Below are 13,402 nucleotides of genomic sequence, written 5' to 3'. Positions count from 1 at the left end.
TAGTTACCGTCACAGGAACAAGTTCATGCACACGACACGTGTCCACGTATGTGAACGGGAGGCGGTCTGATGTCACGCCGTTTGCTGGCGGCCGCGCTCGTCGCGGCCCTGGCCGCAACGCTGACGGGCTGCGGTTCCGGGGGATCGAGCAGGAACGACACGCTGGAGATCTGGATCAGGCAACCGCCCGACTCCGATTCCGCGAAGACGGCGGTGAAACTCGCCGACGCCTTCACCAAGGCCACCGGGGTCAGGACCAAAGTCGTCGCGCTCTTCGACGACTTCGAGACGAAACTCAACCAGCAGGCCGCCCAGAAGGCGCTTCCCGACATCGTCATCAACGACACCGCCCAACTCGGCAACATGCATTCGCAGGGCTGGCTGCAGGAGGTCGACAAGGGCCGGCTGGCCGGCGGTGACCAGCTCTCGGACCTGGCCTGGAAGGCGGCCACCGGCTCCGACGGCAAGTTCTACGGCGCGCCCTTCTCCGCACAGGCCTTCGCCCTCATCGTGCGCAAGGACTGGCGGGAGAAGGTCGGCATGCGTCCGCCGGCGACCTGGGCCGACCTGGCCGCGCTCGCGCGTGCCTTCACCGAGAAGGACCCGGACGGCGACGGGCGGCAGGACACCGCGGGCTTCGTGATCCCGGCCGGCACCAAGCGCGGCTACGCCTCCTGGTACGCCTCCTCCCTCGTCTACGCCAACGGCGGCGACTTCGTGAAGCCCACCGGACCCGGCAAGTTCGCCGCGATGACGGACGACCCCAGGACCGTCGAGGCCGTCCAGTTCCTCCAGGACCAGTTCTGCAAGAGCAAGACGGTCAATCCGGGCGCGGTGAGCAACGACACCACCGTCACGCACGAGGTGTTCGAGAAGGGGCAGGGCGGCATCTACCTGGTCGGGCCGTACGTGCTGGCCCGCTTCGTCAAGAGCGTCGGGACCGACAGGATCGAGGTGCTGCCGGTGCCCAAGGGCCCGTCCGGCGGCCCCGGCACCCTCGGCGAGGGCGAGAACGTCTACCTCATGGTCGGCTCGGACCTGGCCGACGCCCAGAAGAAGTTCGCCGAGTTCGCGATCTCCCCCGAAGGCCAGCGGATCGGTATGAACAAGGACGCCAACGGCGCCATCGTCCGCCTGCCCGTGAACAAGGGCGTCGACCTGGCCGCCGAGCGGCAGGACCCGCGCTGGAAGGTGTTCCAGGAGTCCTACGAGCACGCCGTCTACGCGCCGCCGGTGCCCAACTGGGCGCCCATCCGGCAGGACTCGGCCGACGTCATCAACACCGTGTGGGCCGACTGCGGCGCCAACGTCAAGGCCAAGATGGCCGAGCTGACCGCCAGGCTCAACCAGGAACTGCGGAGCCAGAAAGCGTCATGACCGCGACCGTCACGGGGACGCCGGCCACGACGGCCGCCCCGCGCCACCGCGCCGGGCGGGCGCGGCGGCGCGGAACGCTGGTCGCCTGGCTGTTCCTCGCGCCCGCCCTGCTGCTGTTCCTCTACTTCAAGTTCATCCCGATGGCCCTCGGCCTGTGGAAGAGCTTCAACAAGGTCCAGTACGCCTCCGACGAATGGGTCGGCCTCGGCAACTACCGCACGATCATCGCCGACGACGCGTTCGTCTCGGCCGCCTGGCACAGTCTCGTGCTGGCGCTCGGCACCACGGTCGGCTCGCTCCTGCTCGGGCTCGTGCTCGCGCTGCTCATCGAGGGGCCCGCCCGCTACCTGTGGTTCGTCAGGACCGCGGCCTTCCTCCCGGTCGTCACCACGATGGCGGCGGTCGCCGAGGTGTGGCGGATCATGTTCCATCCGGGCGACACCGGCCTGCTCAACGTCGTCATCGGCTGGATGGGCGTCGATCCGCAGCCGTGGCTGGGCAGCGAGGACTCCTCGCTCTGGTCGATCATGATGATGAGCGTCTGGCGCGGGACGCCGTACGACATGATGATCTTCCTGGCCGGTCTGGTCGGCGTGGACCGCAGCCTGTACGAGGCCGCCGCCGTCGACGGCGCCGCCACCCGGCACCGGCTGCGGCACATCACGTTGCCGGCGTTGCGGCCGGTGTTCTGGATCCTGTTCACGCTGGCCGCCATCCGCGGGCTGCGGGTGTTCGTCGAGGTCTACGTCCTGACCAACGGCGGCCCCAACGGCTCGTCGGAGGTGCTGATGACGCTGATCTACAAGCTCGGCTTCCAGAAGAACGAGCTGGGGGTGGCCGCCGCGGGCGGGATCGTGCTCTTCCTGGCCACGCTGGCGCTCACCCTGGTCGTGCAGGCGCTGCGCAGGAGGCAGGCGACATGAGGTTCGACAGCGCCCTGGGCCTGGAGGCGCGCAAGGGGCCGGCGGCCACCCTCGGGAAGGTCGTGCTCTACTCGGCGATGGTCCTGGTGTTCACCGGGCCGCTGGTGGGGCTGCTGGTCAGCGCGTTCAGCAGGACGCTCGACCCGACGTCCTTCTCGTTGTGGCCGGACGACCTCACGCTGGAGAACTTCGTCCAGGCCGGGGAGAAGAACGTCTACCTGTACCTGGTCAACTCCTTCGTCGTCGTGGGATTCGGGCTGCTGCTGCAACTGCTGGTGAGCGTGTTCGCGGCGTACTCGCTGGCGCGCAAGCGGTTCCGCGGCATGACCGTCGTGATGCTGCTCATGCTGGCCACGATGATGCTGCCCGAGGAGATCATCGCGATCCCGCTGTCGCTCGTCCTCGCCGACCTGCCCGTCCTGCACCTCAACCTGATCGGCACGTACGCCGGGATGATCCTGCCCGTCGGCGCCTGGGGCTTCTCGATCCTGGTCATGACGGAGTTCATGAAGGAGGTGCCGGTCGAGCTGGAGGAGGCCGCCCGCATCGACGGCGCGGGCGAGCTGCGCGTCTTCGCGACGATCATCGTGCCGCTGTGCCGTCCGGCGCTCGGCGTGATCGGCGTCTTCGGCTTCACCATGATCTGGGACCAGTACCTGCTGCCGCTGATCGTCTCGACGGACTCCAGCACCTGGACCCTGCCCATCGCCCTGCGCTCGCTCCGCTCCGACGAGGAGGTCGGCATCGGCGTGCTGCTCGCGGCCTCGCTGCTGGCGCTGCTGCCGTCGATCATCGCGTTCCTGGCGTTCCAGCGGCAGTTCATGCGGGGTCTGACAAGTGGCGCGATCAAGGGTTGATGTCCATGTATCTGGACGGGATCCCATATCCTGACACCCTGCAGCCGCCGCCGAGATGGGACGAGCATGGAGCCACAGCTGGTCAAGTCCGCCGAGCGGACCGTACGCATCCTGGAGACCCTGGCGGAGTCCGCCGCCCCCATGACGCTGTCGGAGCTCCAGCGGCGCACCGGCTTCCCGCGCAGCAGCCTCCATGCCCTCATGCGCACCCTCGTCGAACTCAACTGGGTCGAGACCGACACGACCAGGTCGGCGTTCGGGATCGGGCCGCACGCCCTGCTGACCGGCACCGCCTACCTCGACAAGGACCCGGCCCTGCGCTTCGCCCAGGAGACCCTGGAGGACCTGCGCGACGAGATCGGCCAGACCGTGCACTTCGCCCGCAGGGACGAGGCCCACGTCCTCTACCTGGCCACCCGCGAGTCGCGCGAGGCCGGTCACGTGATCCCCAGGGTGGGCCGGCGGCTGCCCGCCCACGTCACCGCGCTCGGCCAGGTGCTGCTCGCCCAGCTCACCGACGACGAGGTCGTGGCCCTGCTGCCCGACCCGCTGCCGGCGCTGACCGAGCACACCATCACCGACCTGACCAAGCTGACCGGCGAGCTCGACCAGGTCCGCACCCGCGGCTGGGCCCTCGAACGCGAGCAGGGCACCCCCGGCGTGGCCTGCGTGGCCGTGGCGGTCGACTACCGCATCCCGGCCACCGACGCGATCAGCTGCTCGATGCCGGCCGGGTCGCCGCCCGCCGAGATCGAGCGCGTCACCGAAGCGGTGATCAAGCACACCCGCAAGCTGGCTGCCACTCTGCGCAGGGAGGGCATCCGCTAGACCCCCTCGTTGGAAGGACTGCCGAATGCGGCTGGATGGTGTTCTCTTCTTTCCCGTGACCCCCTTCGACGGCGACGGCGCCGTCTCGGCGCCGGTGCTGGCCGAGCACGTCTCCGCCGGGGTCGCGGCCGGGGCGGGAGCAGTGTTCGCCGCCTGCGGCACCGGTGAGTACAACGCCCTCGACCTCGCCGACTACGCCGAGGTCATGGCCACGTCGGTGGCGGCGGCGGGCGGGCGCGTGCCGGTGTTCGGCGGGGCGGGCGGGCCGCTGCCCACCGCCAGGGCCACCGCGCGGGCCGCCGCCGACAGCGGCGCCGACGGGTTGCTGCTGCTGCCGCCCTACCTGGTCAGCGCGCCGCCCGCGGGGCTCGTGCGGTACGTGCGGGAGGTGGCGGCGGCCACCGACCTGCCGGTCGTCATCTACCAGCGGGGGAACGCGCGCTTCTCCCCCGCCGCCGTGGCCGAGCTCGCCGCCCTGCCGAACGTGATCGGCTTCAAGGACGGGCTGGGCGACCTCGACCTGCTCCAGCGCATCATCCTGACCGTCCGCGCGGCCGCGCCCGCCGGGGAGTTCACGTTCTTCAACGGACTGCCCACCGCCGAGCTGACCGTGCCCGCCTACCGGGGGCTCGGAGTGAGCCTGTACTCCAGCGCCGTGTTCGCCTTCGCGCCCGAGATCGCGCTCGCCTTCCACCAGGCGGTGACCCGCGGGGACGACCTGCTCGTGCGGCGGCTGCTCACCGGGTTCTACCTGCCGCTGGTGGAGCTGCGGGACCTGGTGCCGGGGTACGCGGTCTCGCTGGTCAAGGCAGGCGTGCGGATGCGGGGGCTGGACGTCGGCGGCGTCCGCGCCCCCCTGACGGACCCGGCCCCCGACCACCTGGCCACCCTGCGGCGCCTCATCGCGAGGGGCCTCGAACTGGCCACGCCCTGACCCGCTCCTGGCGTCGAGAAGCGCCTGGCGGGCCCGCGTTCCAAGGCCGTGGGCGGCCTGTCACGCCGTCCGCGGGCGGCCGTCCACCCGGCGCGGGATCCCGAGGGGGTTGGCGTCCTTGAGCTCGTCCGGGAGCAGCGCCTCCGGCCAGTCCTGGTACGCGACCGGCGCCACCCACCGCCCGACCGCCGTCGCCCCCACCGATGTGTACGCCGACGTCGACGCGGGCCACGGCCCACCATGGTGCATCGCCCAGCAGACCGCCACCCCGGTCGGCCATCCGTTCCAGATCAGCCGCCCCGCCTTCCGGCCGAGCACCTCGACGATCGCCTCGGCCTCGTCCGGATCACCGCCGTGAACGGTCGCCGTGAGCGACCCCTCCAGCCGCTCCAGCACCCTCCTCAGCTCGGAAACCTCCCGATAAGTCACTACAACAGCCGCCGGTCCGAAGCACTCCTCCGCGATCCCCGGCAGCCGCTCGCCGAACGACTCCAGATCGGTCGTGAACACCTTGGGCGCCACCGCCCAGGCCCCCTCCCCCGGCTCCCCCTCCGCCAGCAGGGTCAGCTCGCCGAGCCGGCCGAGCCCGCCCAGATATCCGTCCCTGATCCGCTCGGCCAGCATGGGGCCGCCGCTCGTGCCCTCCACCGCCGCGACCAGCGCCTTGCGCAACTCGTCGTCCTCGGGCACGAACACGAGCCCCGGGTTCGTGCAGAACTGCCCGGCCCCCAGCGTCAGCGACGCCGCGAACCCGCTCGCCACCTCCTGCGCCGGCGCCGACGGCAGCACGACCACGGGGTTGACGCTGCCCAGCTCGCCGTAGAAGGGGATGGGCGTCTCCCGCTCGTCGATCAGCTTCTGGATCGCCTTGCCGCCCGCCACCGACCCGGTGAACCCGGCCGCGACCACCCGCGGGTGGCGTACCAGGTCGGCGCCCGCCTGCATCCCCCGCACCAGCCCGAGCAGGTCCGGATAGGGCAGGGCGTTCCGTACGATCTTCGCCACCCGCTCGGACGTGTGCGGATGCCCCGGATGCGCCTTGACCACCACGGCACACCCCGCGGCCAGCGCCGAGGCGGTGTCCCCGCCGGCCACCGAGAACGCGAACGGGAAGTTGCTCGCCGCGAACACCGCGACGACCCCGGGCAGCGGATGGTTCATCCGCCGCACGTCCGGCCGCGGCGGCGTGAGCGCCGGATCCGCGTGGTCGATGACGGCCTCCAGGTAGCCGCCGTCCCTGACGACCTGGGCGAACAGCCGGAACTGCCCGGCCGTACGCGCCACCTCGCCCCGCAGCCGTGCCTCTCCGAGCGCGGTCTCCCGGTCGGCGAGTTGCCACAGTTCGTCCACGTGCGCGGTGAGCGCCTCGGCGACGGCCTCCAGCGCCGCCGCCCGCTCGTCGGCCGGGGTGGCGCGCCACGCGGCGCCGGCCGCCGTCGCCGCGGAGACGATCAAGTCGACCCCGGCGCCGTCGGTCTCGGGCAGGCCGCCGCCCACGGTCTCACCGGTCCTGGGGTCGTATCCGTAGATCATCGAGTGGCCCTTCGGAGTCTTGACACTTTCTCGGCTCGATTCTTACAGTTGCGGCAACCTGTCCACAAATCTGGCTATCGTTCACATATATGGACGGCGGTTCTGAAATGATTATCCGGCAGATCCACGTCACCCCCGTCGCCTTCCGGGACCCGCCCCTCCTCAACGCCGCCGGCGTGCACGAGCCGTGGGCCCTGCGGACCATCGTCGAGATCGTCACGGACGAGGGCATCTCCGGACTGGGCGAGACCTACGGCGACCTCGGCCACCTCACCAAGGTCCGCGAGTGCGCGCAGGTCCTGCTCGGGCTCGACGTCCACGCGACCAACGAGATGTACGCGCGCATCGCGGCCACCGTCGGCGACGTCGTCACCGACCTGCACGGACTGACCGGCGTCGCCACCAAGGAGAAGAGCGTCGACCGGGTCTTCTCCCCCTTCGAGGTGGCCTGCCTGGACATCCGCGGCAAAGCGGCCGGCGTGCCCGTCGTGGACCTGCTCGGCGGGCGCGTCCGCGACGCCGTCCCCTACAGCGCGTACCTGTTCTACAAGTGGGCGGGCCACCCCGGCGCGGACCCCGACCGCTTCGGCCCGGCCCTCGACGAGGCGGCCCTGGTGGCGCAGGCCAGCCTCCTGATCAAGGAGCACGGCTTCTCCTCGATCAAGCTGAAGGGCGGCGTCCTGCCGCCCGACCAGGAGATCGCCGGCATCCGCGCCCTGCACGAGGCGTTCCCCGGCGTCCCCCTCCGCCTGGACCCCAACGCCGCCTGGACCGTCGAGACGTCCATCCGCGTCGGCCGCGAACTCGACGGCGCCCTCCAGTACCTGGAGGACCCCACGCCGGGCATCGCGGGCATGGCCGAGGTGGCCAGGGCCGTCCCGATGCCGCTCGCCACGAACATGTGCGTCGTCACCCCCGCACACCTGCCGCCCGCCGTCGCCGCCGGCGCGATCGGCGTGCTCTTGCTGGACCACCACTACTGGGGCGGCCTCGTACGATCCGCGCACATCGCCACCCTCTGCGGCACCTTCGGCCTGGACCTGTCGATGCACTCCAACTCCCACCTCGGCATCAGCCTGGCCGCGATGACCCACCTGGCCGCCGCCACCCCGAACCTGACCTTCGCCTGCGACACCCACACCCCCTGGCAGGACGGCCAGGACGTGGTGCTCCCCGGCAGCCTGCGCTTCGTCGACGGCGCCGTACCGGTGCCCACCGACCCGGGCCTGGGCGTCGAACTGGACCGCGACGCGCTGGCGGTCATGCACGAGCAGTACGAGACCTGCGGCCTCCGCGCCCGCGACGACACGACCTACATGCGGCGCATCGAACCTTCCTTCTCCGCGAAGGTCCCTCGCTGGTGAACGTCGCCTACGTCTACCCCTGGGACGTCGTCGGCGACCCGGCCGCCCCCGCCCGCCTGGCCGAGTTGGGCGTGGACACGATCGCCCTGGCCGCCGGCTACCACTCCACCCGCGCCGCCACGCCGTACCACCCGGCACACCGCGTCCTGGACGTACCCCATCCCGCCTTCTACCTGCCGATCCGCCCCCATGCCTGGTCCCGCCTGGTCCCCGCCGCCCCCACCTGGACCCCGCCGGACGCCTACCTCCAGGCCCAGACGGCCCTGCGGCAGGCCGGCCTGAAGGTCCACGCCTGGGTCGTCCTCACGCACAACTCCTACCTCGGAAGCCGGTTCCCCGAGGTGGTCGTGCGCAACGCCTTCGGCGACCCGTACCCGTACGCGCTCTGCCCCGCCCATGAGGACGTCCTGGCGTACTGCGAGACCCTCGTCACGGAGATCCTCACCCTCGCCGAACCGGACGGCCTGATCCTGGAGGCGTGCGGGCCGATGGGGTTCGGGCATCAGGGCGTGCACGAGAAGACGTCCGGCGCCGACTGGACCCCCACCGACGCCGCCCTCCTCTCGTTGTGCTTCTGCACCGCCTGCGCCCCTCAATACCCCCCGGAAACCGCCGCACAAGTCCGCACCACCATCGACACCGGCAGGCCGTCCTCCACCACCGTCCCCCTGCCCACCAACCCCCCACCCGCCTCAACCAACCCCGCCGTTGCCTCCGAAACCCCAACCACCGCCCCTTCGGCTGCCGACACCTCAACCAGCTCCACCGCGACCTCTTTGTCCCCAACCGCCTCCACCGCGACCTCTTTGTCCCAAGCCGCCTCCACCGCGGCCACACGCACGACAGGCGCGCCGCCCGCAGCTCCAAGCAGCGCACAGGCCGTCTCCCGAACCCCCCACCCCCCGAAATCCCCCTCCACAGGCCCCGGCACCCCGCTCCTGGGCACCCCACCCCCGTGGCCCTCGGCCGCGGAGACCCCAACTCCAGGGCCCCCAGCCTCGAAGACGTCAGCCTCGGAGACACCAGCTTCCGGTCGGCCAACCTCAGAAACCCCGCCCTCAGAGGCCCCCACTTCAGAAACCCAAGCCTCAGAGACCCCAGCCTCACGACTCCTCACCTCAGAGACCCCACCCTCACGGACCCTCCCTTCGGAGAACCGAGCCCCAGAAGCCCGAGGCTCGGCGCCCCGAGCGTCAGGGGACCCAACGCCAGGCACCCGGGGTGTAGCGGCCGAAAGCGCTGCTCGGTCATTTCCAAACACCACAGTCCGCACCCCCACCGCCTCGGACACCACCGGCCATCCCACCCCCCACCACCCCATCGACACGATGGACCTCGCCCTCGGCCCCCTCGCCGACGAGGTAAGAGCAAGCCGGGTGAGACTGTCAGCCTCCCTCCGCCACCGCCTCATCTCAGCCGCCCGGCGAACAGCGCCGAACATCCCCATCACGCTGCACGCCGACCCGAACCCATGGGCTACCGGCGCCTTCGCCGCCCTCCCCTCGGGCGACCCGAACCTGAACGTCCTCGTAGGCAATTGCTGGGGCGACACCCGCACCGACGCCGCCCGCCTCACAGCCCTGGCGAACCTCTGCACGCCCGGCCAACGAGTAGGCGCCTACGTCCTGACGCTCCCACCCCGCCCCGCCGACGCAGCCGCCCTGGCCGAACAACTGAAGATGTACGCCGATGCCGGCGCCACAGAATTCCACCTCTACCACGCAGGCCTGGCGTCCCCCCATCGCCTCTCCGCCATCGCAACCGCGCTCCGCCTCTTTGAGTAGCCGCACTCCAACGGCCTGTACCAGCCCCCGAAGCCCGGCCACGAACCAGTGACCGATCACCGTTCCGAACCGAGCCAACAGCGGGCCCGGAGCTCCAAGAGACCATCAACGGTGCAGCCCACAGCGAGCCCCACGCCTCACCACCAACAGGACAGCCGCCGACAACTCACCGCAACACGGAACCGCCTGATCAGTAGCGCCGCCCTGCGACCCGGCACCTCACACCCTCAGACGAACAGACACCAACCCAGCGGTGCCTCACTCCTCACCCGCCGATGCCTCTGTCGCGAAACGAGCCACCGTCGCAGAGAACAGCGATGCACCAGGCACGCGTCGATCTCCAAGCCTCGGATTCACACCGGAGAGCCCGCACGAGGTCGCTGATGGCTCGCCCTGCGAGCCGAAGCCCCACGCGACGATCGACCCCAGCGTGATCGACCACCTGGCGAAGGCCGCAGACCGCCCTGCCACGATCATCGATTGCCCGCCTTGGCGCAGCAAAGGCGGGCGAACACTCACCTACCAGCGCGAGCGAAGGAAGCCACAACCAGCCGCTCTCCAACAACAAGCCATGACACAGGAACCCGCGGCACCTCAACGGACGCAAGCTTCACACCACGTTTAGGTGCTCCCCAACCACCCATCACCATCACCGTCCGGAAGCCAAGGTCACCCACCTGAGCAGCTCCAGCCACCCACCCGACACTCCAACGCACCCTGCCATGTCGGCCGCCGGCGCAAGCCCTAGCCTGCCGCCCACTCCACCCACCATCCGGACCGACGGCACTCATTCCATCATCGCAAGCCACTTCACGTGCGCTCCCCCGAACGGCCCTCTACGAGCCCCGACCGCATCCATCAGCCACCGCGCGCTCGCCTCCGCCCCGGCGATCAACTCCGGCGGATACCCCAGCGCCACCTGATGCTCGGCGAACTCGTCCTCATCGTCGAGAATGAGCCGCCCATCCCGCTTCCTGATCACGTCGAGATCGAGATCGAACATGGTGACCTCGCCATCTCGCCACTCGGGAACCGTGGTGACATCCACATAGACCTCGGTGCGATGCGGTGCCGCATTGAACGATGCCGTCCACCAGGCATCCCGCGGGAACAGCATGATCGCGTGGTTGTCCCAGGTGATCGCCGGCCCATCCCCCTTGCGGGCAACCGTCCCTCCGGGCACGGCCACCCAAACCCCGTATTGATCATCCCCGAGCACCGTGCCCGGATGGTTCCAGTGCAACGCCCCGCCGTACTTCCGAAACACCACCCGTACATCACTCATAGAACAAATCTACTTTTCGTCGCCCCCCACCACGAGAACCGAGAGGTCACCTCTCTCCTCCCCTCCTCAGCCCACCCTCTCCCAGCCCCTGAAGCCGCCCCCTCGCCACAGGCTCGGTCCCGCACAGCACATGCCTCAAGCCACTCAACACTCCCCAGAATCGACGGACTTTCCCCTTAACCAACTCCTAGAAGACGAGCCAGCCATCAGCGGCCACTCCCAACTACCCTCTGAGACCCCTGAGGGACTTGCACTGGAAGCAGAAATACAGCTCGTCCATAACTCCAAGTGCACGCCGAGCGCATTCAGACTTCTGACCTGCGGACCACAACGACGAGCGCCCCGTACTCCCAACCGGTCCAGCGCCAGCCCACTCGCGCTACACCAAGGCCAGCACGCTCTACCTCCGCCGGAAAGTCACCCATTCTAAGCAGTCACGCCCTCATCAGAACAAAGCTCATCATGCATCACCAGAACCGCATCATCCTCAGCCAGCGCACTCCGCCCTTTACCCACCCTCACTTCAAGCAAGCCACGAGGAACTTCTACAACCGCACATCAGATACCACACAGTGGCAATATCATCTCATCAGGCCCCCAACAACATCAGCTTGATAAGCTGCGACCTATCGCCCAAAGACCCAGGCATTTTCGCCGTTCCTACCCCGCTCACACACTTTCAGCCGAAGAACGCTCCAAGGAGCCCCTTACCACTTCCCTCGGATCCCACTTAAATAGTGAGCCGTGGTAACACGTAGCGAGTTGACCGACAAAACATGGGATCAGACCGCCCCCTACTCCCGTCCGCAGCAGGCCCTGGCCGCCCCTGGCGTGGGCACCGGCAGGCAGTGAAGGGAATCCTTTGGCGCTTTGAGACCGGATCGACCTAGCGAGAAATCCCAAAATGCTACGCCCCCTGGCACACCTGCTACGAACGCCACAAACGCGGGACCGAGGACGGAACATAGGCACGGGTCCTAGCGGAGTCACAAGTCGAAGAAGACCCCCTCCCCCAGAGCATCACCCAGCCACCAACCCGCACAACTCGAAACTCTCAAAAGACTCAAATCCCACTAGACAACCCCTCAAATCCGCGACAATTACACCTAAGGCCACAAAAAGCACCTGGCCCCACTCGCCCTGAACCGTCTACCTTCGCCGTTCCGTCAGCATCAAGATAAGAATTCGCTACCACAACTAGGCCACCGGCTAGTAATCTTCACCCTGAGCAAGCCGAAACAGCGAACAGCTCCACACCCACCTGTTCAAGTAGGACAGATCGATCCGATACCGGATCCCATAGACACCCGCGCGGGCACTTAGAATCCCCCTCCATTTTGCCCGCGCGGGCACCTACCAGTTCCCCCATTCCGGCCCGCGCGAGCACCAACCCCTACACCTGTGCCCGCGCGGGCCGCCCCTTTGGGGTCGTGCAATACCGCACAAACCCACCATCGATGTTCACACCCAAGCCCCCACGAGCGCGTAAGCCCTGCCCCCCGCAGTCGATGGGACAGCAGGCGGGCACCAAGCCCCTCCCCCGAAGGGACAACCGCCTCCATCACGACCAAACAGACCCTGTAACCCACCCCAGCATGTCCATCCTCAGTACGCCCCCATGCCGCTTGCGCCGCCCCCTGCCTGCTGCTCCATCAAGCCATCGGCGAACGACTCCAGCCGCACCTCTCCAAAACTAGGCACGCATGCAAACGCCGCAGCACCGACATCACGCGGCTCCAGCGAAAACCCTCCCGCTGCCCCGGCTCCCCTACACCGGAACACTTTCCCCGTGGCGCCCGTCGATGCCGACACAGTCGACGAACACACCTCCTGGTCGACCCCACTGCTCATAACTCGGTTGACGCGAATCGCCCCAGTACCACCCCCCTGAAGCCGAGAACCAAGAGCACCCTCAGCGGCGGAGACGCCGCCCGCGTCTCGGCTTCGCCATGATCGACCCTGATCAGTGCCTACGCCCCGCCTTCGCCTCGCAGAAGGCCCGAACCAGCCGAGAATCGATCAAGGACGATTGCCACGCATCCGGCAGACGATGGTTCCCACGGCACCCTGAACCCGCAGCCGAAACTCAGCCGACTGCCCGGAAGCCCAAATCACGAACGGTGCGGCTCCGCTGGAGTGAGCGGTTCCACGAGCGTGGGCGGGACTGTAAGAACAACGGTGTAACTCCTGATCATGGAGGGCACCCCTGATGAGTACTGTGATCCAGGCATCGACGGAGATCGACCTGGAGGACGCCGCGGTGGCGCGCAAGAAGCCGGACAACTCGACGGACCGGGAGCTGGTGGCCAGGCTGGTCGACCAGGCGCGAGCCGAAGGAGTGGAGCTGGTGGGTGAGAACGGGCTGCTTGGCCGGCTGACCAAGCTGGTGCTGGAGTCCGCGCTGGAGGGCGAGATCACCGATCATCTCGGGCACGACAAGCACGAACGCTCCGGCAATGAGACGGGTAACACCCGCAACGGCAGCCGGTCCAAGACCGTGCTCACCGACGTCGGGCC

General features: G+C 68.7%; 11 protein-coding genes. 8 read left to right on the top strand and 3 right to left on the bottom strand.

The window, feature by feature from the left end; translation table 11 throughout:
* The first annotated feature begins 69 nt into the window (after positions 1–69).
* From ACFYUV_RS26660 to ACFYUV_RS26640, 5 genes are all read left to right on the top strand, one after another.
* On the top strand, positions 70–1,377 hold the full coding sequence (locus ACFYUV_RS26660) for an extracellular solute-binding protein (protein ID WP_387672251.1): 1,308 nt from the start codon (positions 70–72) through the stop codon (positions 1,375–1,377).
* The gene (locus tag ACFYUV_RS26655) at positions 1,374–2,300 is read left to right on the top strand and encodes a carbohydrate ABC transporter permease (protein WP_387672248.1); all 927 of its coding nucleotides are present in this window, start codon (positions 1,374–1,376) and stop codon (positions 2,298–2,300) included. Before ACFYUV_RS26660 ends, ACFYUV_RS26655 begins: the two co-directional genes overlap by 4 nt.
* A complete protein-coding gene (locus ACFYUV_RS26650) occupies positions 2,297–3,157 on the top strand; it encodes a carbohydrate ABC transporter permease (protein WP_387672245.1) in 861 nt (286 codons plus the stop codon). The genes ACFYUV_RS26655 and ACFYUV_RS26650 overlap by 4 nt, the downstream gene beginning before the upstream one ends.
* 66 nt (positions 3,158–3,223) lie before the next feature.
* The gene (locus ACFYUV_RS26645) at positions 3,224–3,985 is read left to right on the top strand and encodes an IclR family transcriptional regulator (RefSeq protein ID WP_387672242.1); all 762 of its coding nucleotides are present in this window, start codon (positions 3,224–3,226) and stop codon (positions 3,983–3,985) included.
* Positions 3,986–4,010: 25 nt separating this feature from the next.
* On the top strand, positions 4,011–4,919 hold the full coding sequence (locus tag ACFYUV_RS26640; RefSeq protein ID WP_387672239.1) for a 5-dehydro-4-deoxyglucarate dehydratase: 909 nt from the start codon (positions 4,011–4,013) through the stop codon (positions 4,917–4,919).
* A 60-nt stretch (positions 4,920–4,979) separates the two neighbouring features.
* Here the strand turns inward: ACFYUV_RS26640 and ACFYUV_RS26635 are convergent, their stop codons facing one another.
* A complete protein-coding gene (locus ACFYUV_RS26635) occupies positions 4,980–6,452 on the bottom strand; it encodes an aldehyde dehydrogenase (NADP(+)) (protein WP_387672236.1) in 1,473 nt (490 codons plus the stop codon).
* Positions 6,453–6,559: 107 nt separating this feature from the next.
* Between ACFYUV_RS26635 and ACFYUV_RS26630 the strand changes: the two genes are divergently transcribed.
* Positions 6,560–7,816 carry a glucarate dehydratase family protein gene (locus ACFYUV_RS26630; RefSeq protein WP_387672233.1) on the top strand — a complete coding sequence of 419 codons (1,257 nt, stop codon included), beginning with the start codon at positions 6,560–6,562 and terminating at the stop codon, positions 7,814–7,816.
* 592 nt (positions 7,817–8,408) lie between these two features.
* On the opposite strand, the gene ACFYUV_RS26625 is transcribed toward ACFYUV_RS26630, so the two are convergent.
* Positions 8,409–8,933: a hypothetical protein gene (locus ACFYUV_RS26625; protein WP_387672230.1), complete on the bottom strand. Its 525-nt coding sequence runs from the start codon at positions 8,931–8,933 to the stop codon at positions 8,409–8,411.
* A gap of 211 nt (positions 8,934–9,144) precedes the next feature.
* On the opposite strand from ACFYUV_RS26625, the gene ACFYUV_RS26620 reads away from it, so the two are divergent.
* Positions 9,145–9,600 (top strand): hypothetical protein, encoded by a 456-nt coding sequence (locus ACFYUV_RS26620; protein ID WP_387672228.1) that lies wholly within the window; start codon positions 9,145–9,147, stop codon positions 9,598–9,600.
* A 787-nt stretch (positions 9,601–10,387) separates the two neighbouring features.
* Here the strand turns inward: ACFYUV_RS26620 and ACFYUV_RS26615 are convergent.
* Complete coding sequence (locus tag ACFYUV_RS26615; RefSeq protein ID WP_387672225.1) at positions 10,388–10,885, bottom strand: DUF402 domain-containing protein; 498 nt, start codon at positions 10,883–10,885, stop codon at positions 10,388–10,390.
* Between the two features lie 2,209 nt (positions 10,886–13,094).
* Between ACFYUV_RS26615 and ACFYUV_RS26610 the strand changes: the two genes are divergently transcribed.
* On the top strand, positions 13,095–13,402 hold a 308-nt coding region (locus ACFYUV_RS26610), incomplete at its 3' end, for a transposase (protein ID WP_387672223.1).

The sequence above is a fragment of the Nonomuraea sp. NPDC003560 genome, from assembly GCF_042878785.1.
Taxonomy (GTDB): Bacteria; Actinomycetota; Actinomycetes; order Streptosporangiales; family Streptosporangiaceae; genus Nonomuraea.
This window is presented reverse-complemented; position numbering and strand designations above follow the sequence as displayed.

Bases quoted from the DNA above. Each gene is read 5' to 3' on its own strand.
- ACFYUV_RS26620 (WP_387672228.1), top strand. From the start codon at position 9,145: ATGGACCTCGCCCTCGGCCCCCTCGCCGACGAGGTAAGAGCAAGCCGG.
- ACFYUV_RS26635 (WP_387672236.1), bottom strand. From the start codon at position 6,452: ATGATCTACGGATACGACCCCAGGACCGGTGAGACCGTGGGCGGCGGC.
- ACFYUV_RS26655 (WP_387672248.1), top strand. From the start codon at position 1,374: ATGACCGCGACCGTCACGGGGACGCCGGCCACGACGGCCGCCCCGCGC.
- ACFYUV_RS26630 (WP_387672233.1), top strand. From the start codon at position 6,560: ATGATTATCCGGCAGATCCACGTCACCCCCGTCGCCTTCCGGGACCCG.
- ACFYUV_RS26650 (WP_387672245.1), top strand. From the start codon at position 2,297: ATGAGGTTCGACAGCGCCCTGGGCCTGGAGGCGCGCAAGGGGCCGGCG.
- ACFYUV_RS26640 (WP_387672239.1), top strand. From the start codon at position 4,011: ATGCGGCTGGATGGTGTTCTCTTCTTTCCCGTGACCCCCTTCGACGGC.
- ACFYUV_RS26645 (WP_387672242.1), top strand. From the start codon at position 3,224: ATGGAGCCACAGCTGGTCAAGTCCGCCGAGCGGACCGTACGCATCCTG.
- ACFYUV_RS26660 (WP_387672251.1), top strand. From the start codon at position 70: ATGTCACGCCGTTTGCTGGCGGCCGCGCTCGTCGCGGCCCTGGCCGCA.
- ACFYUV_RS26615 (WP_387672225.1), bottom strand. From the start codon at position 10,885: ATGAGTGATGTACGGGTGGTGTTTCGGAAGTACGGCGGGGCGTTGCAC.